Origin of the sequence: Mycobacterium sp. NS-7484, assembly GCF_001953975.1 — a bacterium.
GTDB lineage: Bacteria > Actinomycetota > Actinomycetes > Mycobacteriales > Mycobacteriaceae > Mycobacterium.
Window position 1 is genome coordinate 12,011 of record NZ_MBEJ01000035.1, and the last position, 16,340, is coordinate 28,350.

A 16,340-nucleotide genomic window follows, 5' to 3' on the forward strand; every position below is an offset into this window, starting at 1 on the left:
CGAGGAGCACTATGACCCTCGTACTCCGATATGCCGCGCGCAGTGATCGCGGGCTGGTTCGCGCCAACAACGAGGACTCGGTGTACGCCGGGGCTCGACTCCTGGCCTTGGCCGACGGCATGGGTGGCCATGCCGCAGGCGAGGTGGCCTCACAGTTGGTCATCGCAGCGCTCGCGCATCTCGACGACGACGAACCCGGTGGGGACCTGCTCAGCAAGCTCGATGCCGCCGTCGGTCAGGGCAACTCCGCCATCGCGGCGCATGTAGAAGCCGATCCGGAACTCGACGGGATGGGCACGACGCTCACCGCGATCCTGTTCGCCGGCAACCGGCTGGGCCTGGTCCACATCGGTGATTCCCGGGGCTACCTGCTCCGCGACGGTGAACTGACCCAGATCACGAAGGACGACACGTTCGTCCAGACGTTGGTCGACGAAGGCCGGATCACCGCCGAGGAGGCCCACAGCCATCCGCAGCGCTCACTGATCATGCGGGCGCTGACCGGCCATGAGGTCGAGCCGACCCTGATCATGCGCGAGGCCAAGGCCGGCGACCGTTACCTGCTGTGTTCGGACGGTCTGTCCGATCCGGTCAGCCAGGAGACCATCCACGAGGCCCTGCAGATCGAGGACGTCGCCGAGAGCGCCGACCGGCTGATCGAGTTGGCACTGCGCGGCGGGGGCCCGGACAACGTCACGGTGGTGGTCGCCGACGTCGTCGACTACGACTACGGGCAGACCCAACCGATCCTGGCCGGCGCGGTGTCGGGGAATGACGATCAGAGCGCTCCGCCGGACACGGCCGCCGGACGGGCCTCGGCCTTCAATCCCCGGCGCAACGAACCAAAGCGTGTGGTTCCGCAACCGGCCGAGCCCGACCGCAGGCCACGCTCGCGGCGCCGGATCCTCATCGCCGTCGTGCTCCTCGTGCTGGTGATCCTGGCCGGGTTGGCGATCGGCCGGGAGATCATCCGCAACAACTATTACGTCGCCGCACATGACGGCACGGTGTCGATCATGCGCGGTGTGCAGGGCTCGTTTCTGGGGGTCTCGCTCCAGGAGCCCTACCGCCTGGGTTGCCTCAACGACCGCAACGAACTGTCGTTGATCGGCGCCGACGAAGACCAGAACCGCCGTGACTGCCGGTTGATGGCGGTGGATGACATGCGTCCCTCCGAACGCGCTCAGGTCGTGGCCGGCCTGCCCGGCGGTTCCCTGGACGACGCGTTCGAACAGATCAGCTCACTGGCCCGCAGTTCCGTGCTGCCCGTCTGCGCCCCACGTACCGCCACCACGACGTCCAAACCGTCACCGACGCCGTCGCCGAGCCCGAGTCCGACCACCACGGCCGCGCCGGGGTCGGCCCCCGGCGCCGAGTCACCGGCCCCCGAAACGTCCGCGCCGCCGTCGCCCACGCCCGGCGCCCCGGCTCCGACGTCGGGCGCTCCGCTGCCGTCGCCCTCGCCGCCGCCCACAGTCACCGCACTGCCTCCCCCACCACCAGAACCGGGGACGAACTGCCGAGCGGTGTCATGACAACTCAACCCCAGTCGCCGGTTACCGTCATGCCGCCGCTACCCAATCGGCGCAACGCGGAACTGCTGCTTCTGGGGTTCGCGACCCTGATCACCACCGTCGCGCTACTGATCGTCGAGGCCAACCAGGAACAGGGCCTGAGCTGGGATCTGGCTCGCTACGTCGTCGTTTTCGCGGCCCTGATGGGCGCGGCGCATCTGGCGATCCGACGCTTCGCACCGTACGCCGACCCGCTGCTGCTGCCCGTGGTGGCCGTGCTCAACGGACTCGGGTTGGTGATGATCCACCGACTGGACCTGGCCAAGGGCCAGCTGACCTCAGATGAGTTGGGCGGCACGGCCAACCAGCAGATGATGTGGACCCTGGTCGGCGTCATCGGGTTCTCGATCGTGGTGGCGGTGCTGGCCGACCATCGCATGCTGGCCCGCTATGGATACATCTGCGCGCTGGCCGGCCTTGTGCTGCTTGTCATTCCGGCCCTGCTGCCGGCGAGGTACTCCGAACAGTACGGCGCCAAGATCTGGATCCAGTTCCCCGGCTTCTCGATTCAGCCCGCCGAATTCTCCAAGATCCTGCTGCTCATCTTCTTCGCCGCGGTGTTGGTGGCCAAGCGGGATCTGTTCACCAGCGCCGGAAAGCACTTCCTCGGCCTGGATCTGCCTCGGCCCCGGGACCTGGCTCCGCTGCTGCTGGCGTGGGCGGCCTCGGTGGGCGTGATGGTGTTCGAAAAGGATTTGGGCACCTCACTTCTGCTGTACGCGTCGTTTCTGGTTCTGGTCTACGTGGCAACCGAGCGGCTCAGCTGGGTGGTCATCGGGCTGGCCCTGTTTGCGGCCGGAAGCGTTGTGGCATACCAGGTTTTCGGTCATGTCCGGGTGCGGGTGGAAACGTGGCTCGATCCGTTCGCCGACCCTGAGGGCGCCGGCTACCAGATGGTGCAGTCGCTGTTCAGTTTCGCCACCGGCGGCATCTTCGGCACCGGCCTCGGCAACGGCCAGCCCGGGACGGTGCCCGCTGCAGCCACCGACTTCATCATCGCCGCGATCGGCGAGGAACTCGGATTGGTCGGGCTCGCAGGCGTTCTCATGCTCTACACGATCTTCATCATCCGCGGCATGCGCACCGCGATCGCCGTTCGCGACAGCTTCGGCAAGCTGCTGGCCGCCGGGCTGGCGGCCACCCTGGCCATCCAGCTGTTCATCGTCGTCGGCGGTGTCACCAAGCTGATCCCGCTGACCGGGTTGACGACACCGTGGATGTCCTACGGCGGATCCTCACTGCTGGCCAACTACATCCTGCTGGCCATCCTGGTACGCATCTCCCATGCGGCCCGTCGGCCGATCACCACCACCCCGGCACCTAACCCCACCCCGATCGCCGCGGCCAGCACCGAGGTGATCGAGAAGGTATGAACACCTCGCTGCGCAGGGTGGCAGTCACGATCATGGTGCTGATCGTGCTGCTGCTGGCCAATGCCACGATCACCCAGGTGTTCACCGCCGACGGGTTGCGGGCCGACCCACGCAACCAGCGGGTGCTGCTCGACGAGTACTCGCGTCAACGTGGCCAGATCACCGCGGGCGGCCAGTTGCTGGCCTACTCGGTGGCCACCGACGGCCGATTCCGCTTCCTGCGCGTCTATCCCAATCCCGAGGTGTACGCCCCGGTGACCGGGTTCTACTCGCTCGGTTACTCCAGCACGGGACTGGAGCGGGCCGAGGACTCCATTCTCAACGGCTCCGACGAGCGGCTGTTCGGCCGGCGCCTGGCCGATTTCTTCACCGGCCGCGACCCTCGCGGCGGCAATGTCGACACCACGATCAAGCCGCAGGTGCAGCAGGCCGCGTGGGATGCGCTGCAGAAAGGCTGTGACGGCCCCTGCAAGGGCTCGGTGGTGGCGCTTGAGCCCTCGACCGGCAAGATCCTGGCCATGGCGTCGGCTCCGTCATATGACCCCAACCTGCTGGCCACCCACGACCTGGCCGCCCAAAGTCAGGCCTGGCAGCAGTTGCGCGACGACGACCAGTCGCCCCTGCTGAACCGGGCGATCTCGGAGACCTACCCACCGGGCTCGACGTTCAAGGTGATCACCACCGCGGCGGCGCTGCAGTCCGGGGCCACCCCCGACACGCAGCTCACCGCGGCGCCGCGGATTCCGCTGCCGGACAGCACCGCGACGCTGGAGAACTTCGGTGGCTCATCCTGCGGCGGCGGGCCCACCGCCACGTTGCGTGAGGCGTTCGCCAGATCGTGCAACACCGCGTTCGTCGAGCTGGGATTGAACACCGGTGCCGACAAGCTCAAGGCCACCGCTCAGGCGTTCGGTCTGGACGAACCGCCGGCACCGATTCCGTTGCAGGTGGCCGAGTCCACGACGGGTCCCATCGCCGACGGCGCCGCACTCGGCATGTCCAGCATCGGGCAGCGCGACGTGGCCCTGACTCCGTTGCAGAACGCGCAGGTCGCCGCGACCATCGCCAATGACGGCATCGCGATGCGCCCGTATCTTGTGGATAGCCTCAAAGGGCCCGACCTGACCACAATCGCCACCACTGCGCCCGCCCAAGCGCGCCGGGCGGTGTCACCCCAGGTCGCGGCTACACTTACGGACTTGATGGTCGCCGCCGAGCAGGTGACTCAGCAGAAGGGAGCCATCGCCGGCGTGCAGATCGCTTCGAAGACCGGTACGGCAGAGCACGGGACGGACCCCCGTAACACTCCGCCGCATGCCTGGTACATCGCATTCGCACCGGCCTCCGACCCCAAGGTCGCGGTCTCGGTGTTGATCGAGGACGGTGGGGACCGGTTGTCGGCCACCGGCGGCGCACTCGCCGCCCCGATCGGACGCGCCACGATTGCGGCGGCGCTGCGGGAGGGTTCATGAGTCCGCGAAGGCGACCCGGAGTGAGGATCGCAGCGAGGGACGAGCGAGGACCGGAGCGACTGGGAGTCGAGCCATGAGCCCCCGCGTTGGAGTCACGCTGTCCGGGCGGTACCGGCTGCAGCGGCTGATCGCCACCGGCGGTATGGGTCAGGTGTGGGAGGCCGTCGACTCACGGCTGGGCCGCCGCGTCGCGGTCAAGGTGCTCAAGGCCGAGTTCTCCACCGACGCCGAGTTCGTCGAGCGGTTCCGCGCCGAGGCCCGCACGGTGGCCATGCTCAACCACCCCGGCATCGCCAGCGTGTACGACTACGGCGAGACCGAGCTGGACGGCGAGGGCCGCACCGCCTACCTGGTCATGGAGCTGATCAACGGCGAGCCGCTGAACTCCGTGCTCAAACGCACCGGCCGGCTGTCGTTGCGTCATGCCCTGGACATGCTCGAGCAGACCGGCCGCGCCCTGCAGGTGGCCCACACCGCGGGCCTGGTGCACCGCGACGTCAAGCCCGGCAACATCCTGATCACCCCGACCGGTCAGGTGAAGCTCACCGACTTCGGTATCGCCAAGGCCGTCGACGCCGCGCCGGTCACCCAGACCGGCATGGTGATGGGCACGGCGCAGTACATCGCCCCCGAACAGGCCCTGGGCCATGACGCCACCGCGGCCAGCGATGTGTACTCGCTGGGAGTCGTTGGCTACGAATCGGTTTCGGGCAAGCGGCCGTTCACCGGTGACGGTGCGCTGACCGTGGCGATGAAGCACATCAAGGAGACCCCGCCGCCGCTGCCGGCCGATCTGCCGCCCAATGTGCGTGAGCTGATCGAGATCACCCTGGTGAAGAACCCCGGGATGCGGTACAAGTCCGGTGGTCCGTTCGCCGACGCGGTCGCCGCGGTGCGCTCGGGCCGTCGACCGCCCCGACCCAACCAGGCCCCGACGCTGGGACGGGCGGCTCCGGCCGCCGTGCCCTCGGCCGCCCAGGCCCGCGCCGCGGCCGATCTGACCGGCCGGACACCGATGACGGCCACCCGGGCCCGGCCGACCACCGCCGCCCACCGCCCGGCGCCACCGCCGCGGCGCACGTTCTCGTCGGGGCAGCGGGCCCTGCTGTGGGCCGCCGGCGTGCTCGGCGCGCTGGCGATCGTCATTGCCATCCTGATCGTGCTCAACGCGCAGGACCGCAAGGATCAACAACAGTCGCCGCCGCCCACGGTCACCGACACCGTGACCGAGACGACGCCCTACCAGACCCCGGCAGCGCTGCCGGATCTGGCCTTTCACGTGATCATGCCCAGCGACGCCGGGGCGCTCGCCCAGGGTGTCCCCAAGGCACCAGAACAGATACTGCGATGACGACGCCTCAGCACCTCTCCGACCGATATGAACTCGGTGAAATCCTCGGCTTCGGCGGCATGTCCGAAGTCCATATCGCGCGCGATACGCGATTGCACCGCGATGTCGCCGTCAAGGTGCTGCGCGCCGATCTGGCCCGCGACCCCAGCTTTTACCTGAGGTTCCGCCGGGAGGCGCAGAACGCCGCGGCGCTCAACCATCCCGCGATCGTGGCGGTGTACGACACCGGTGAGGCCGAGACGCCGAACGGGCCGCTGCCCTACATCGTCATGGAGTACGTCGACGGTGTGACGCTGCGCGACATCGTGCACAGCGAGGGCCCGATCCCGCCCAAGCGCGCCATCGAGATCATCGCCGACGCCTGCCAGGCCCTGAACTTCAGCCACCAGCACGGCATCGTGCACCGTGACGTCAAGCCGGCCAACATCATGATCAGCAAGAACAACGCTGTGAAGGTGATGGACTTCGGTATCGCCCGCGCCCTGGCCGACACCGGCAACAGCGTCACGCAGACCGCCGCGGTGATCGGCACCGCCCAGTACCTCTCACCCGAGCAGGCCCGCGGCGAGACCGTCGACGCGCGTTCCGACGTCTACTCGCTGGGCTGCGTTCTCTACGAAATCCTCACCGGTGAACCACCTTTCATCGGTGATTCGCCGGTTGCGGTGGCCTACCAACATGTCCGTGAGGATCCGATCCCGCCGTCGCATCGGCATACCGGCATCTCACCCGAACTCGACGCCGTGGTGCTCAAGGCCCTGGCCAAGAACCCGGACAACCGCTACCAGACCGCGGCCGAGATGCGCACCGACCTGATCCGCGTGCACAGCGGTGAGGCCCCCGAGGCGCCCAAGGTGCTCACCGAGTCCGAGCGGACCTCGATGCTGAACTCGGGGCCGATGCTGGCCCACCCCGGTGGCGCCCCCACCCAGAACCTCGTGGTGCCGCGTCCGGCGGACCGCAATGCCTCGGTGGCCCGCTGGCTCATCGCGGTGGCGGTGCTGGCGGTGCTGACCGTGGTGGTGACCGTCGCGATCAACATGTTCGACGGCGCGCCGCGCGACGTGCAGGTGCCCGATGTCAGCGGTCAGCGTTCGGCGGATGCCATCGCCGCGCTGCAGAACCGTGGCTTCAAAACGCGCACCGAGCCGAAGACGGACAACAAGGTGCCGCCGGAGTACGTGATCGGCACCGAGCCGTCGGCCAACAGCATGGCGGCGGCCGGTGACGAGATCACCGTCAATGTCTCCGCGGGGCCCGAGCAGCGGGTGATCCCGGATGTCGCCGGCCTGACCCCGTCACAGGCCCGGCAGAAGCTCAAGGACGCCGGCTTCGAGAAGGTCAAGGAGTCGGCGAGCCCCTCGACACCGGAGCAGAAGGGCCGCGTGCTGGCCACCAACCCGCCGGCCAACCAGACCGCCGGTGTCATCTACGAGGTGACGCTCGTGGTGGGTTCGGGTCCGGAAGACACCGCGGTGCCCGACTGCAAGGGCCAGAGCGTCGACGTGTGCAAGCAGATCCTGACCGCGTCGGGCTTCACCAACACCGTCGTCATCGATATCGACCACACCGCACCCGCCGGACAGGTCGTCGACACCGAGCCGACCGCCGGGACGTCGGTGCCCAAGGACACCCCGATCCAGATCCATGTCTCCAAGGGCAACCAGTTCGTGATGCCCAACCTGGTGGGCCAGTTCTGGGACGACGTCTACCCGCGCCTGACCGCGCTGGGTTGGACCGGGGTGCTGGACAAGGGCCCGGACGTGCGCGACAGCGGTCAGCGCACGAACGCCGTGGTCACCCAGAGCCCGGCACCGGGCACCGGGGTGAACCGCGACGCACGGATCACGCTGAGCTTCGCGTCGTAGCCGCCGCTACGGCGCGAGCCACCTCGGCCTCCAGGGATGCCACCAGCTGTTCAGCCGGGGCGGCACCGCAGACGCCCAGCCAGTTGGCCAGCATCCGGTGACCGCCCTCGGTGAGGATCGACTCCGGGTGGAACTGCACCCCGTGGATCGGCAGCTGGGTGTGGCGCACCGCCATGATCACACCGCTGTCGGTCTGCCCGATGACCTCGAGCTCGGCCGGCACCGTGTCGGGCAGGATCGTCAGCGAGTGGTAGCGGGTCGCGGTGAACGGATCCGGCAGTCCCTTGAGCACACCGACGTCGTCGTGGTGTACGACGCTGGTCTTGCCGTGCAACAACTCTGGGGCTCGGTCGACGGTGGCGCCGAACGCGACGCCGATGGCCTGGTGACCGAGGCAGACCCCGAGTAGGGGAGTGGCGGCCGCGGCGCAGGCTCGAACCAGGGGAATCGTGGCGCCGGCGCGTTCGGGGGTGCCCGGTCCGGGGCTCAGCAGCACGCCGTCGAATTCGGCGGCCACCGTGGCCAGGTCGGCTTCGGTGGCCAACCGTGGGTCGTCGTTACGCCAGACGTGTACGTCCACCCCGAGCTGGCCCAGGTACTGGACCAGGTTGAACACGAAGCTGTCATAGTTGTCGACGACCAGAACCTGCATCGGCCCAGGTTACCGGCTCAAACAAGCGGCTTAATACCCGACAGGTCCCGCGGGTTTCGCATACCGCATCCGCAGCGGCTCGGTATGCCCGGCGAGCTCGACCTCGGCCCGGGGTTCTTCCAGATATCCGAGCCCGAACCGCATCACGTACTGCTTGTAGAGATTCACCAGCGGCGCACCGGCCAGCGCGGCCTGCATGGCCGGGACGTCCCCGATCGCGGTGATGACGTACGGCGGGCTGTACGTGCGGCCGTTGAGCAGCAGGGTGTTGCCCACGCAGCGTGGGGCCGAGGTGGCGATGATGCGCTGATCCTGCATTTGAATGCCCTCGGCGCCGGCACTCCACAGCGCGTTGAGGACCGCCTGGATGTCCTGCTGGTGCACCACCAGATCGTCGGGGGCGGCGTCGCGGGGGAAGCGCCCCTCGGCGTCGCGTTGGGCATCGTTGAGGGTGACCACCAGACCTGGCCCGCGCATCGGCACCACCCCGGCGTCGACGGCCAACTCCGCAGACCGTTTGGTGATCGCTGTGAGTGCCGCGTGCGAGCTGGGGGATCCGCCGTGATGGCTCTCGATCTCGGTAGACAGCGCATCGCGCTGGGCGGTCAACCGGTCGACCGACTGTTGGGCCTCACGGACCAGGTCGACGAGCCGGGGAGAATCGCTGCGCCGGATCTCATCGCCACCGGAGACGCCGTGCGTGGCCGCCAGCAGCAGGCCGGCGAACAGGCAGACCACCGGCACGCCGTAGCGCCACCGGGACCGATCAGGTTGGTCCATCGCTGTCTCTCCTCGACGTGCAGCTACGTTAGGCTCGTGAGGCATCCTGCCTCATCGTCGCACCGTGTGACGCCGACAGTCGCGAAGGTACCCATGCCCAAGTCCAAAGTCCGCAAAAAGAACGATTTCACCATCAAGCCGGTGAGCCGGACCCCGGTCAAGGTGAAAGCCGGACCGTCGAGTGTGTGGTTTGTCGCGCTGTTCATCGGCCTCATGCTGTTCGGCCTGCTGTGGCTGCTGGTGTTCCAGCTGGCCGCTACCAACCCGGTCGATACGCCTTCGCTTCTGCAATGGATGGCTGACTTGGGTCCGTGGAACTACGCGATTGCGTTTGCCTTCATGATCAGCGGGTTGTTGCTCACCATGCGCTGGCGCTGATCCGAAACGGCACCCTAATGAATTCATCTTACGTTTTCAGCGTTACCGAGCCAGCAACGTCGACGATGCTCAATCACATCGTTGTGATTCATCCCCATTGGGGATAGCACCTGTGGATAACTCCATTAGGCGCGGTAAGAGGGTGTGAACAACCGGTGCAGCAAACTCATTGGAGCCCACCGGCCGCTGGAGTCGCAGGTTGCGGCATAGCCGGGTTGGCGATGGCTATCGCAGCTGTGACCGTGATCACAGATCCGCCCGGACGTGTTCTTGCCGGCATAGCTGGGGTGGGATTGCTCACCTTCGCAACCATGTCGTGGCGGGCACGACCGAAACTGGCAATCAATCAAGACAGTCTCAGCGTCGGCGGTTGGTGGCGCGACCGGAACTATCACCGCGATGACATCCGGAAGATCCGCATCACCGAGTTCCGCCGCATCGGCCGCAAGGTCCGACTGTTGGAGATCGACACGGTCGACGACCGGCTCGTGGTCCTGACTCGATGGGATCTCGGGACCGATCCCATTCACGTGCTCGACGCGCTCACCGAGGCCGGTTTCGCGTCCCCGTAGAGGTGTCGTAAAAAGCTCCACACAACACGCGACGCCCCCGGCTGACCCGGGGGCGTCGCGCGTTTGTACGTGCGGGAGGCGGCCGCGTTATGCCACGGTCACCGATTCGATGACCACCGGCTCGGTCGGCCGGTCGGACCGGTCGGTGGCGGTGGACGCGATCGCGTCGACCACTTTCTGCGACTCCGGGTCCACGACCTCGCCGAAGATCGTGTGGCGCCGGTTCAGGTGCGGGGTCTGGCCGACGGTGATGAAGAACTGCGAACCGTTGGTGCCCGGTCCGGCGTTGGCCATGGCCAGCAGGTAGGGCTTGTCGAACACCAGCTCGGGATGGAACTCGTCCTCGAACTTGTAGCCGGGCCCGCCGCGGCCGGTGCCGGTCGGGTCGCCACCCTGAATCATGAAGCCGTCGATCACCCGGTGGAAGACCGCGCCGTCGTAGAACGGACCTGACGTGCCACCCGAGGCGTTCTCGGTGCTGTAGTCCTTGGTGCCCTGTGCCAAACCGACGAAGTTGGCCACGGTCTTGGGAGCGTGGTTTCCGAACAGTGCGATCTTGATGTCGCCGCGGTTGGTGTGCAGTGTCGCCGTCGCGGTCTGAATGGGGCTCGTCACAAGAGGTCAGTCTGCCATCCCGATCCGCGCGACCGTCAGATACCCCGCCAACGCCCACCACACCCGCCGGAGATGGCAGTCTGGAACCCAGCCCCGACATGAGCCCAGAAAGGTGCCCGATGAGCGCGAACGTGGATATCCGGTTGGCCCCCCATCAGCGGCTGGCCCGCGGCTTGAAATACAGCACGCTCGGGCCGGTCGATGTCACCCGCGGTGTGGCGGGCATCAGCGCCAACACCGTGTCCGCCGCTGCGGCCGGGCTACGTAAGCGCTATGAATCCGGCAAGCTGCGTCGTCAACTCGCCGCCGCGGCGGAGGCCGTGGCCGCGCTGCCGGAGGTGATCCAGGAAGCCGCCGCGCCACCCAAGCGTCGTCGCCGTCCCCTGGTGATCGCCGGCGTCGCCGCCGCAGTGCTGGCCGGTGGAGCAGTGGCCTTCTCGCTCGTGCGGCGCTCCAAGCGGCCCGAGCCCTCATCGTTGCCGCCCAGCGTCGAGGTCACCCCCAAGCCCTGACCGGGCGGGTCACTGCGGGGTCGGTGGCTGGCAATCCAGCCAGCGACCGTTTTCCTTGACGAATGCGTTGGGCTGCGTGGCGGTCGCCGGTGGGTTCTCGCCGAACACCCATGTCGTGGTGAGGTCGGCGGTCGCCTTGTCGCCGGTGACCTTGATGTTCTCCACCTTGTCGATCGACGCCTTCGACGTCTGCCGAAGAATCTCCAGGTTGGCCGCCTTGTACGCCGGCTCGTCGTATCGGATCAACGCGTCGACCAGTTGATTGATGGTGGCGTCCGATGCCGTGGGGTGCTGCCGTTTGAACCCACTCGTCAGCAGGTCGACGGGTGCGCCGGCCAATTCCCCGGGCGCGCCGGCCGCGCTGATCGGCGGAAACAGCGTGTCCACTTGATTGCGTACCGCCTCGCGGTATTGCACACAGGTCAGCTCGGCCAACCGGTTGAAATCGAACCCGGACAGCGCCTTTCCTTCCTGGGCCACCAAGTCGCGGATCTGTTGTTCGGCACTGACCGGCGCCACTGACGCAACTGCCGAACTCGACGTCGCCTCCGGAGCGCTTTCGCTTTCCGATCCGCAACCGGCAACTGCCAGAACAGCAATGCCCACGACACATGCACGTATCACCAAAGTTCTCACTTCCCCCCGCTGGCTGACAGCGGAAGCTTACCGGTCAGGCAGGCTCTCGGGGCCGTTGCGCACTACGTGCCGCAGACGAAAAAGCGGCCCCGGCGGGAAAACCGGAACCGCTGAGAAACTTTGTGGAGCCTAGGAGATTCGAACTCCTGACATCTGCCTTGCAAAGGCAGCGCTCTACCAACTGAGCTAAGGCCCCGTATTCGGCAGGGGCGGTTTGGGATCCGCCTCGTGCCAAACCTCTTCACCGTGTCGTGATCGCCAGACGATCACCGCGACGGCTGCGACGCCGGCCAGAAGAAGAAACCGCATGGGCGCAACCTCTCGGTGATCACCGGTTACACCGGGTGTCGTGGGCCTAGGAGGACTCGAACCTCCGACCTCTTCGTTATCAGCGAAGCGCTCTAACCGCCTGAGCTATAGGCCCGAAAATTGGGATCGACCGAGCGCAGAGATTACCGCACCGGGGCACAGACTCCCAAATCAATCCCTGTCGGCCAGCGTGACCTCGACCCCGCCCACCAGATCGGTGGTCAGGTTGTAGATGAACGCACCGATGGTGGCCATCGCGCACAACACGACGATGTTCACCAGGCCGACCAGCGCCGCACCGCCGAAGATCGTTCCGCTGGATACCAATTCGCCACCGGAGGCACCGCTGGCGCTGGTCAACAGGTCACCCACGTTGCTGTTGAGCTTGCTCCACACGCCCATCGCGCCGAGCACCAGGTACAGGAACGCGACCGCGATCATCCACACGAAGAACAGCACCACCGACAACACCAGTGAGACCTTCAGCACAGTCCACGGGTCGACCCGGCGGATCTGCATGCTGGCCCGGACCGGCCCCTGATGCTGGGTCCGGCTGGCCACCTGAATCCGAGTGGTCGCGGCATTCGAGGAGCGGGGGGCCGCGGCGTCGGCAGACGCCTTCCGTTGCGACGGACGCGGCGAGGGTCCCGACAGATCCGGCAGTTCGCTGGCGTACGCCTCGGTCCGCACCTGCTCATTGCGGGGCTCGTTCCGCGGCGCGGACGATGCCGGGGCCGGGCGGGGCGCCCGGGCCTGCTGCTCGGTCTCCTGTGACTCACTGCCGGCGACGAAGCGCTGCAACCTGGCTTCCACCCCGGGGGAGTGAGCCCCCGCGGAGCGGGCATTCTCGTCGCGGGTCTCCCGCTGCTCAGAGGACGGTTGCGACGCGGTCCGGGCGGTTCCGCGCTGCCATGGCGGCGCCTCACCGGTCTCGGTGATCTGACCACCGCCGGCCCGGGCCGGCGCACCAGCCGTCTTCTTCCCGCTGGGACCGCCCTCGGACCCGGCACCAGAGCCGTTGGAGCTGCCCGGCCGGTCGCCCGCTCGTGGGTAACCCGGCTCGCTCGGTGAAGTCACCTACCAGCTCCTTAGCTCGGGCCGAGGTCCGGGTCGGGCCTCAGCAGCAGCGTCACTCGTCGTCGGACTCGGCACCGGACTCGACAACATCCGGATCGGACTCCTCCTCGGCGTTGCGCGCTATCGCAATCAGTGTGTCGCCCTCACCCAGGTTCATCAAGCGGACGCCCTTGGTCTGGCGACCGGCTTTACGAACCTGACGTGCGGCAGTGCGGATCACGCCGCCACCGGAAGTGATGGCGTACAGCTCCGTCTCGTCGTCGACGATCAGTGCTCCGACCAGATTGCCACGCTTACGGTCGTACTGGATCGTCAGGATGCCCTTGCCGCCGCGACCCTGCGGTGAATACTCGTCGATCGCGGTGCGCTTGGCATAGCCGCCGGACGTCGCGACCAGCAGATATGTGTCCGGCTGGACCACGTTGAGCGACAGCAGCTTGTCCTCTTCGTTGAACCGCATGCCCTGCACACCGGAGGTGGCACGACCCATCGGCCGCAGCGCCTCGTCGGTTGCCGAGAACCGGATGGACTGGCCTTTGGCACTGACCAGCAGCAGGTCGTCCTCGGCAGAACACAGCACCGCACCCACCAGTTCGTCGCCGTCACGCAGGTTGACCGCCACGATGCCGCCGGACCGGTTCGAATCGAAGTCGACCAGCTTGGACTTCTTCACCAGACCGTTGCGGGTCGCCAGCACCAGGTACGGCGCATCCTCGTAGGTCTTCAGTTGGATGACTTGGGCGATGCGCTCCTCGGGCTGGAAGGCCAGCAGGTTCGCCACATGCTGACCGCGGGCGGTGCGCGACGCCTCCGGCAACTCGTAGGCCTTCGCCCGGTACACCCGGCCCTGCGTGGTGAAGAACAGGATCCAGTCGTGGGTCGAGCAGACGAAGAAGTGGTTGACGATGTCGTCCTGCTTGAGCCCGGCGCCCTGCACACCCTTACCGCCGCGCTTCTGACTGCGGTACAGATCGGTCTTGGTGCGCTTGGCGTACCCGGTCTCGGTGATCGTGACGACCACTTCCTCACGGGCGATCAGGTCTTCATCGCTGACCTCACCGTCGGCCGGCACGATCCGGGTCCGGCGGTCGTCGCCGTACTTGTCGACGATCTCGCGCAGCTCGTCCCGCACGATGGCACGCTGCCGCTCGGGCTTGGCAAGGATGTCCTCCAGATCGGCGATCTCGGCCTCGATCTTGGCCAGATCGTCGATGATCTTCTGCCGTTCCAGGGCAGCCAACCGGCGCAGCTGCATGTCCAGGATGGCCTGGGCCTGGATCTCGTCGATGTCGAGCAACTCGATCAGGCCGGCGCGGGCGATGTCGACCGTCTGCGACGCCCGGATCAACGCGATCACCTCGTCGAGCGCATCGAGCGCCTTGACCAGACCACGCAGGATGTGCGCCCGCTCATTGGCCTTGCGCAGCCGGTACCGGGTGCGCCGCACGATGACGTCGAGCTGGTGGTCCACGTACAACCGGATCAGCTGGTCCAGCCGCAGGGTGCGCGGCACGCCGTCGACGATCGAGAGCATGTTGGCACCGAAGCTGGTCTGCAGCTGGGTGTGCTTGTAGAGGTTGTTCAGCACCACCTTCGCGACGGCATCGCGCTTGAGCTCCACCACAATTCGCAAGCCCACGCGATCGCTGGACTGGTCTTCGATGTTGGAGATGCCGGCCAGTTTGCCGTCGCGCACCTGCTCGGCGATCGAGGTGATGAAGTTGTCGTGGTTGACCTGGTACGGCAGCTCGGTGATGACGATGCCGGTGCGGCCCCGGCTGTCTTCCTCGATCTCGACGACGCCGCGCATCTTGACCGAACCGCGACCGGTCTTGTAGGTGTCCTCGATGCCCTGGCTGCCGACGATCAGGCCGTGGGTGGGGAAGTCGGGTCCCTTGACCCGCTCCATCACCGCGGCCAACGTGGCTTCCTCGTCGGCCTCGTAGTTCTCCAGGCACCAGTAGACAGCGTCGGCCAGCTCCCGCAGGTTGTGCGGCGGGATGTTGGTGGCCATGCCGACGGCGATACCGCCCGAACCGTTGGCCAGCAGGTTGGGGAACCGGCTCGGAAGAACCGTCGGCTCCTGCACCCGGCCGTCGTAGTTCGGACTGAAATCGACTGTCTCCTCGTCGATTTCACGCAGCATTTCCATCGCCAGGGGAGTCAGCCGCGCCTCGGTGTTGTGGCTGACGAACCCATTGGTGATGAATGCGTGGTCATCTGTATCGACCCGCAGGCTGTACACCGGCTGTACACCGGCGTCGGTCACGGATTCGACCTCGGCGTAGTAGAACCGGCCGTCGGTGAGGTCCGTGGCGATACGTTCGGCGTCTGGGTCATCTCCGAACGCAGCCAAGAATTCGTCAACACGACGGTTGATGATCGAATTTCCAAAATTCTTGTCAGGAACCGTAGCCTCGGCAAGCATCACCGCGACATCCCCGGGACGGATCTCTTCGATGAGCTTCCACAGGAGTGTCGGCACACCGGCGACGTCCACCAGGCACAACAACGGGTGGTTCTCGGTGCCGGTGACCTCGTAACCTTCGGCCGTGCGCACCCGATATGTCTGATGCTCACCCGAATGAAACAGCCGGTCCGCCACCACGGGATCGCCGTGGCGACCGACTACCTTCAGGTCGATCACATTGTCAGAGTTGGGGCGCGCCCCCGGCACAACGTCGGCGATTCGGACCGAATGTCCGAACGGCAGGCGCACCAAAGCGTCGCCGGTCACGCAGTACCGCATGGCCGCTGGCGGATCGTTACCCGGCGAGCCGAAGTTGCCCTGCCCGTCCACCAATGGGTAGCGCAGTGACCACGGCTGGGCCATGCGGACCAGCGTGTCGTAGATCGACGCGTCACCGTGCGGGTGGTAATTACCCATCGTCTCGGCGACCGAACGCGCCGACTTGGCGTGGCTGCGATCGGGGCGGAAGCCGGAGTCGTACATCGCGTAGAGCACGCGCCGGTGCACAGGCTTGAGGCCGTCACGAACCTCGGGCAACGCACGCCCGACGATCACGCTCATCGCGTAATCGATGTAGCTGCGCTGCATCTCCTGCTGAATGTCGACCGGTTCGATCCGGTCGCCCGCTTCACCTCCCGGGGGGAGGGTGGTGTCAGTCATCTAGTCCTCGTTCGTCAGCCGCGGCCACAGTCTAGTAGCTC

The 16,340-nt window shown here is 66.8% G+C and carries 14 protein-coding genes and 2 tRNA genes; 8 read left to right on the forward strand and 8 right to left on the reverse strand.

From position 1 onward, the window contains the following. Positions 1–11 precede the first annotated feature (11 nt). The 5 genes from A5733_RS08140 to pknB all read left to right on the forward strand — a co-directional run bounded on the left by A5733_RS08140 (position 12) and on the right by pknB (position 7,638). Entirely contained in the window at positions 12–1,535 is a 1,524-nt protein-coding gene (locus tag A5733_RS08140) for a PP2C family serine/threonine-protein phosphatase (protein ID WP_076239767.1), read from the forward strand. Further along, positions 1,532–2,947, forward strand: a complete 1,416-nt coding sequence (locus tag A5733_RS08145; protein ID WP_076239768.1) for an FtsW/RodA/SpoVE family cell cycle protein — start codon at positions 1,532–1,534, stop codon at positions 2,945–2,947. Before A5733_RS08140 ends, A5733_RS08145 begins: the two co-directional genes overlap by 4 nt. Next, entirely contained in the window at positions 2,944–4,419 is a 1,476-nt protein-coding gene (pbpA, locus tag A5733_RS08150; RefSeq protein WP_076239769.1) for a D,D-transpeptidase PbpA, read from the forward strand. The genes A5733_RS08145 and pbpA overlap by 4 nt, the downstream gene beginning before the upstream one ends. Before the next feature lie 73 nt (positions 4,420–4,492). After that, entirely contained in the window at positions 4,493–5,770 is a 1,278-nt protein-coding gene (locus A5733_RS08155) for a protein kinase (protein WP_067769160.1), read from the forward strand. Further along, a complete protein-coding gene (gene pknB / locus A5733_RS08160) occupies positions 5,767–7,638 on the forward strand; it encodes a Stk1 family PASTA domain-containing Ser/Thr kinase (RefSeq protein WP_067769158.1) in 1,872 nt (623 codons plus the stop codon). Before A5733_RS08155 ends, pknB begins: the two co-directional genes overlap by 4 nt. Here pknB and A5733_RS08165 read toward each other — a convergent pair. Next, positions 7,616–8,290 (reverse strand): aminodeoxychorismate/anthranilate synthase component II, encoded by a 675-nt coding sequence (locus A5733_RS08165; RefSeq protein ID WP_076239770.1) that lies wholly within the window; start codon positions 8,288–8,290, stop codon positions 7,616–7,618. The two genes, pknB and A5733_RS08165, sit on opposite strands and share 23 nt — an antisense overlap. A 30-nt stretch (positions 8,291–8,320) precedes the next feature. Beyond that, positions 8,321–9,070 (reverse strand): DUF881 domain-containing protein, encoded by a 750-nt coding sequence (locus A5733_RS08170; protein WP_076239771.1) that lies wholly within the window; start codon positions 9,068–9,070, stop codon positions 8,321–8,323. Between the two features lie 93 nt (positions 9,071–9,163). On the opposite strand from A5733_RS08170, the gene crgA reads away from it, so the two are divergent. Beyond that, positions 9,164–9,448: a cell division protein CrgA gene (crgA, locus tag A5733_RS08175; RefSeq protein WP_067769152.1), complete on the forward strand. Its 285-nt coding sequence runs from the start codon at positions 9,164–9,166 to the stop codon at positions 9,446–9,448. Positions 9,449–9,603: 155 nt separating this feature from the next. Beyond that, entirely contained in the window at positions 9,604–10,020 is a 417-nt protein-coding gene (locus A5733_RS08180; protein WP_076239772.1) for a PH domain-containing protein, read from the forward strand. An 87-nt stretch (positions 10,021–10,107) separates the two neighbouring features. On the opposite strand, the gene A5733_RS08185 is transcribed toward A5733_RS08180, so the two are convergent. Then, positions 10,108–10,635 carry a peptidylprolyl isomerase gene (locus tag A5733_RS08185; protein ID WP_067769148.1) on the reverse strand — a complete coding sequence of 176 codons (528 nt, stop codon included), beginning with the start codon at positions 10,633–10,635 and terminating at the stop codon, positions 10,108–10,110. A gap of 119 nt (positions 10,636–10,754) precedes the next feature. Between A5733_RS08185 and cwsA the strand changes: the two genes are divergently transcribed. Then, a complete protein-coding gene (gene cwsA, locus A5733_RS08190) occupies positions 10,755–11,147 on the forward strand; it encodes a cell wall synthesis protein CwsA (RefSeq protein ID WP_076239773.1) in 393 nt (130 codons plus the stop codon). 9 nt (positions 11,148–11,156) lie between these two features. Here the strand turns inward: cwsA and A5733_RS08195 are convergent, their stop codons facing one another. The 5 genes from A5733_RS08195 to gyrA form a co-directional block, all read right to left on the reverse strand. Continuing rightward, the gene (locus A5733_RS08195; RefSeq protein WP_082957663.1) at positions 11,157–11,666 is read right to left on the reverse strand and encodes a hypothetical protein; all 510 of its coding nucleotides are present in this window, start codon (positions 11,664–11,666) and stop codon (positions 11,157–11,159) included. 240 nt (positions 11,667–11,906) lie between these two features. Continuing rightward, positions 11,907–11,979 (reverse strand) — tRNA-Ala (locus A5733_RS08200). A gap of 154 nt (positions 11,980–12,133) precedes the next feature. Further along, a tRNA-Ile gene (locus tag A5733_RS08205) sits at positions 12,134–12,207 on the reverse strand. A 56-nt stretch (positions 12,208–12,263) separates the two neighbouring features. Continuing rightward, complete coding sequence (locus A5733_RS08210) at positions 12,264–13,169, reverse strand: DUF3566 domain-containing protein (RefSeq protein WP_067769142.1); 906 nt, start codon at positions 13,167–13,169, stop codon at positions 12,264–12,266. Between the two features lie 52 nt (positions 13,170–13,221). Next, a complete protein-coding gene (gene gyrA, locus A5733_RS08215) occupies positions 13,222–16,299 on the reverse strand; it encodes an intein-containing DNA gyrase subunit A (RefSeq protein ID WP_067769140.1) in 3,078 nt (1,025 codons plus the stop codon). Positions 16,300–16,340: the final 41 nt, after the last annotated feature.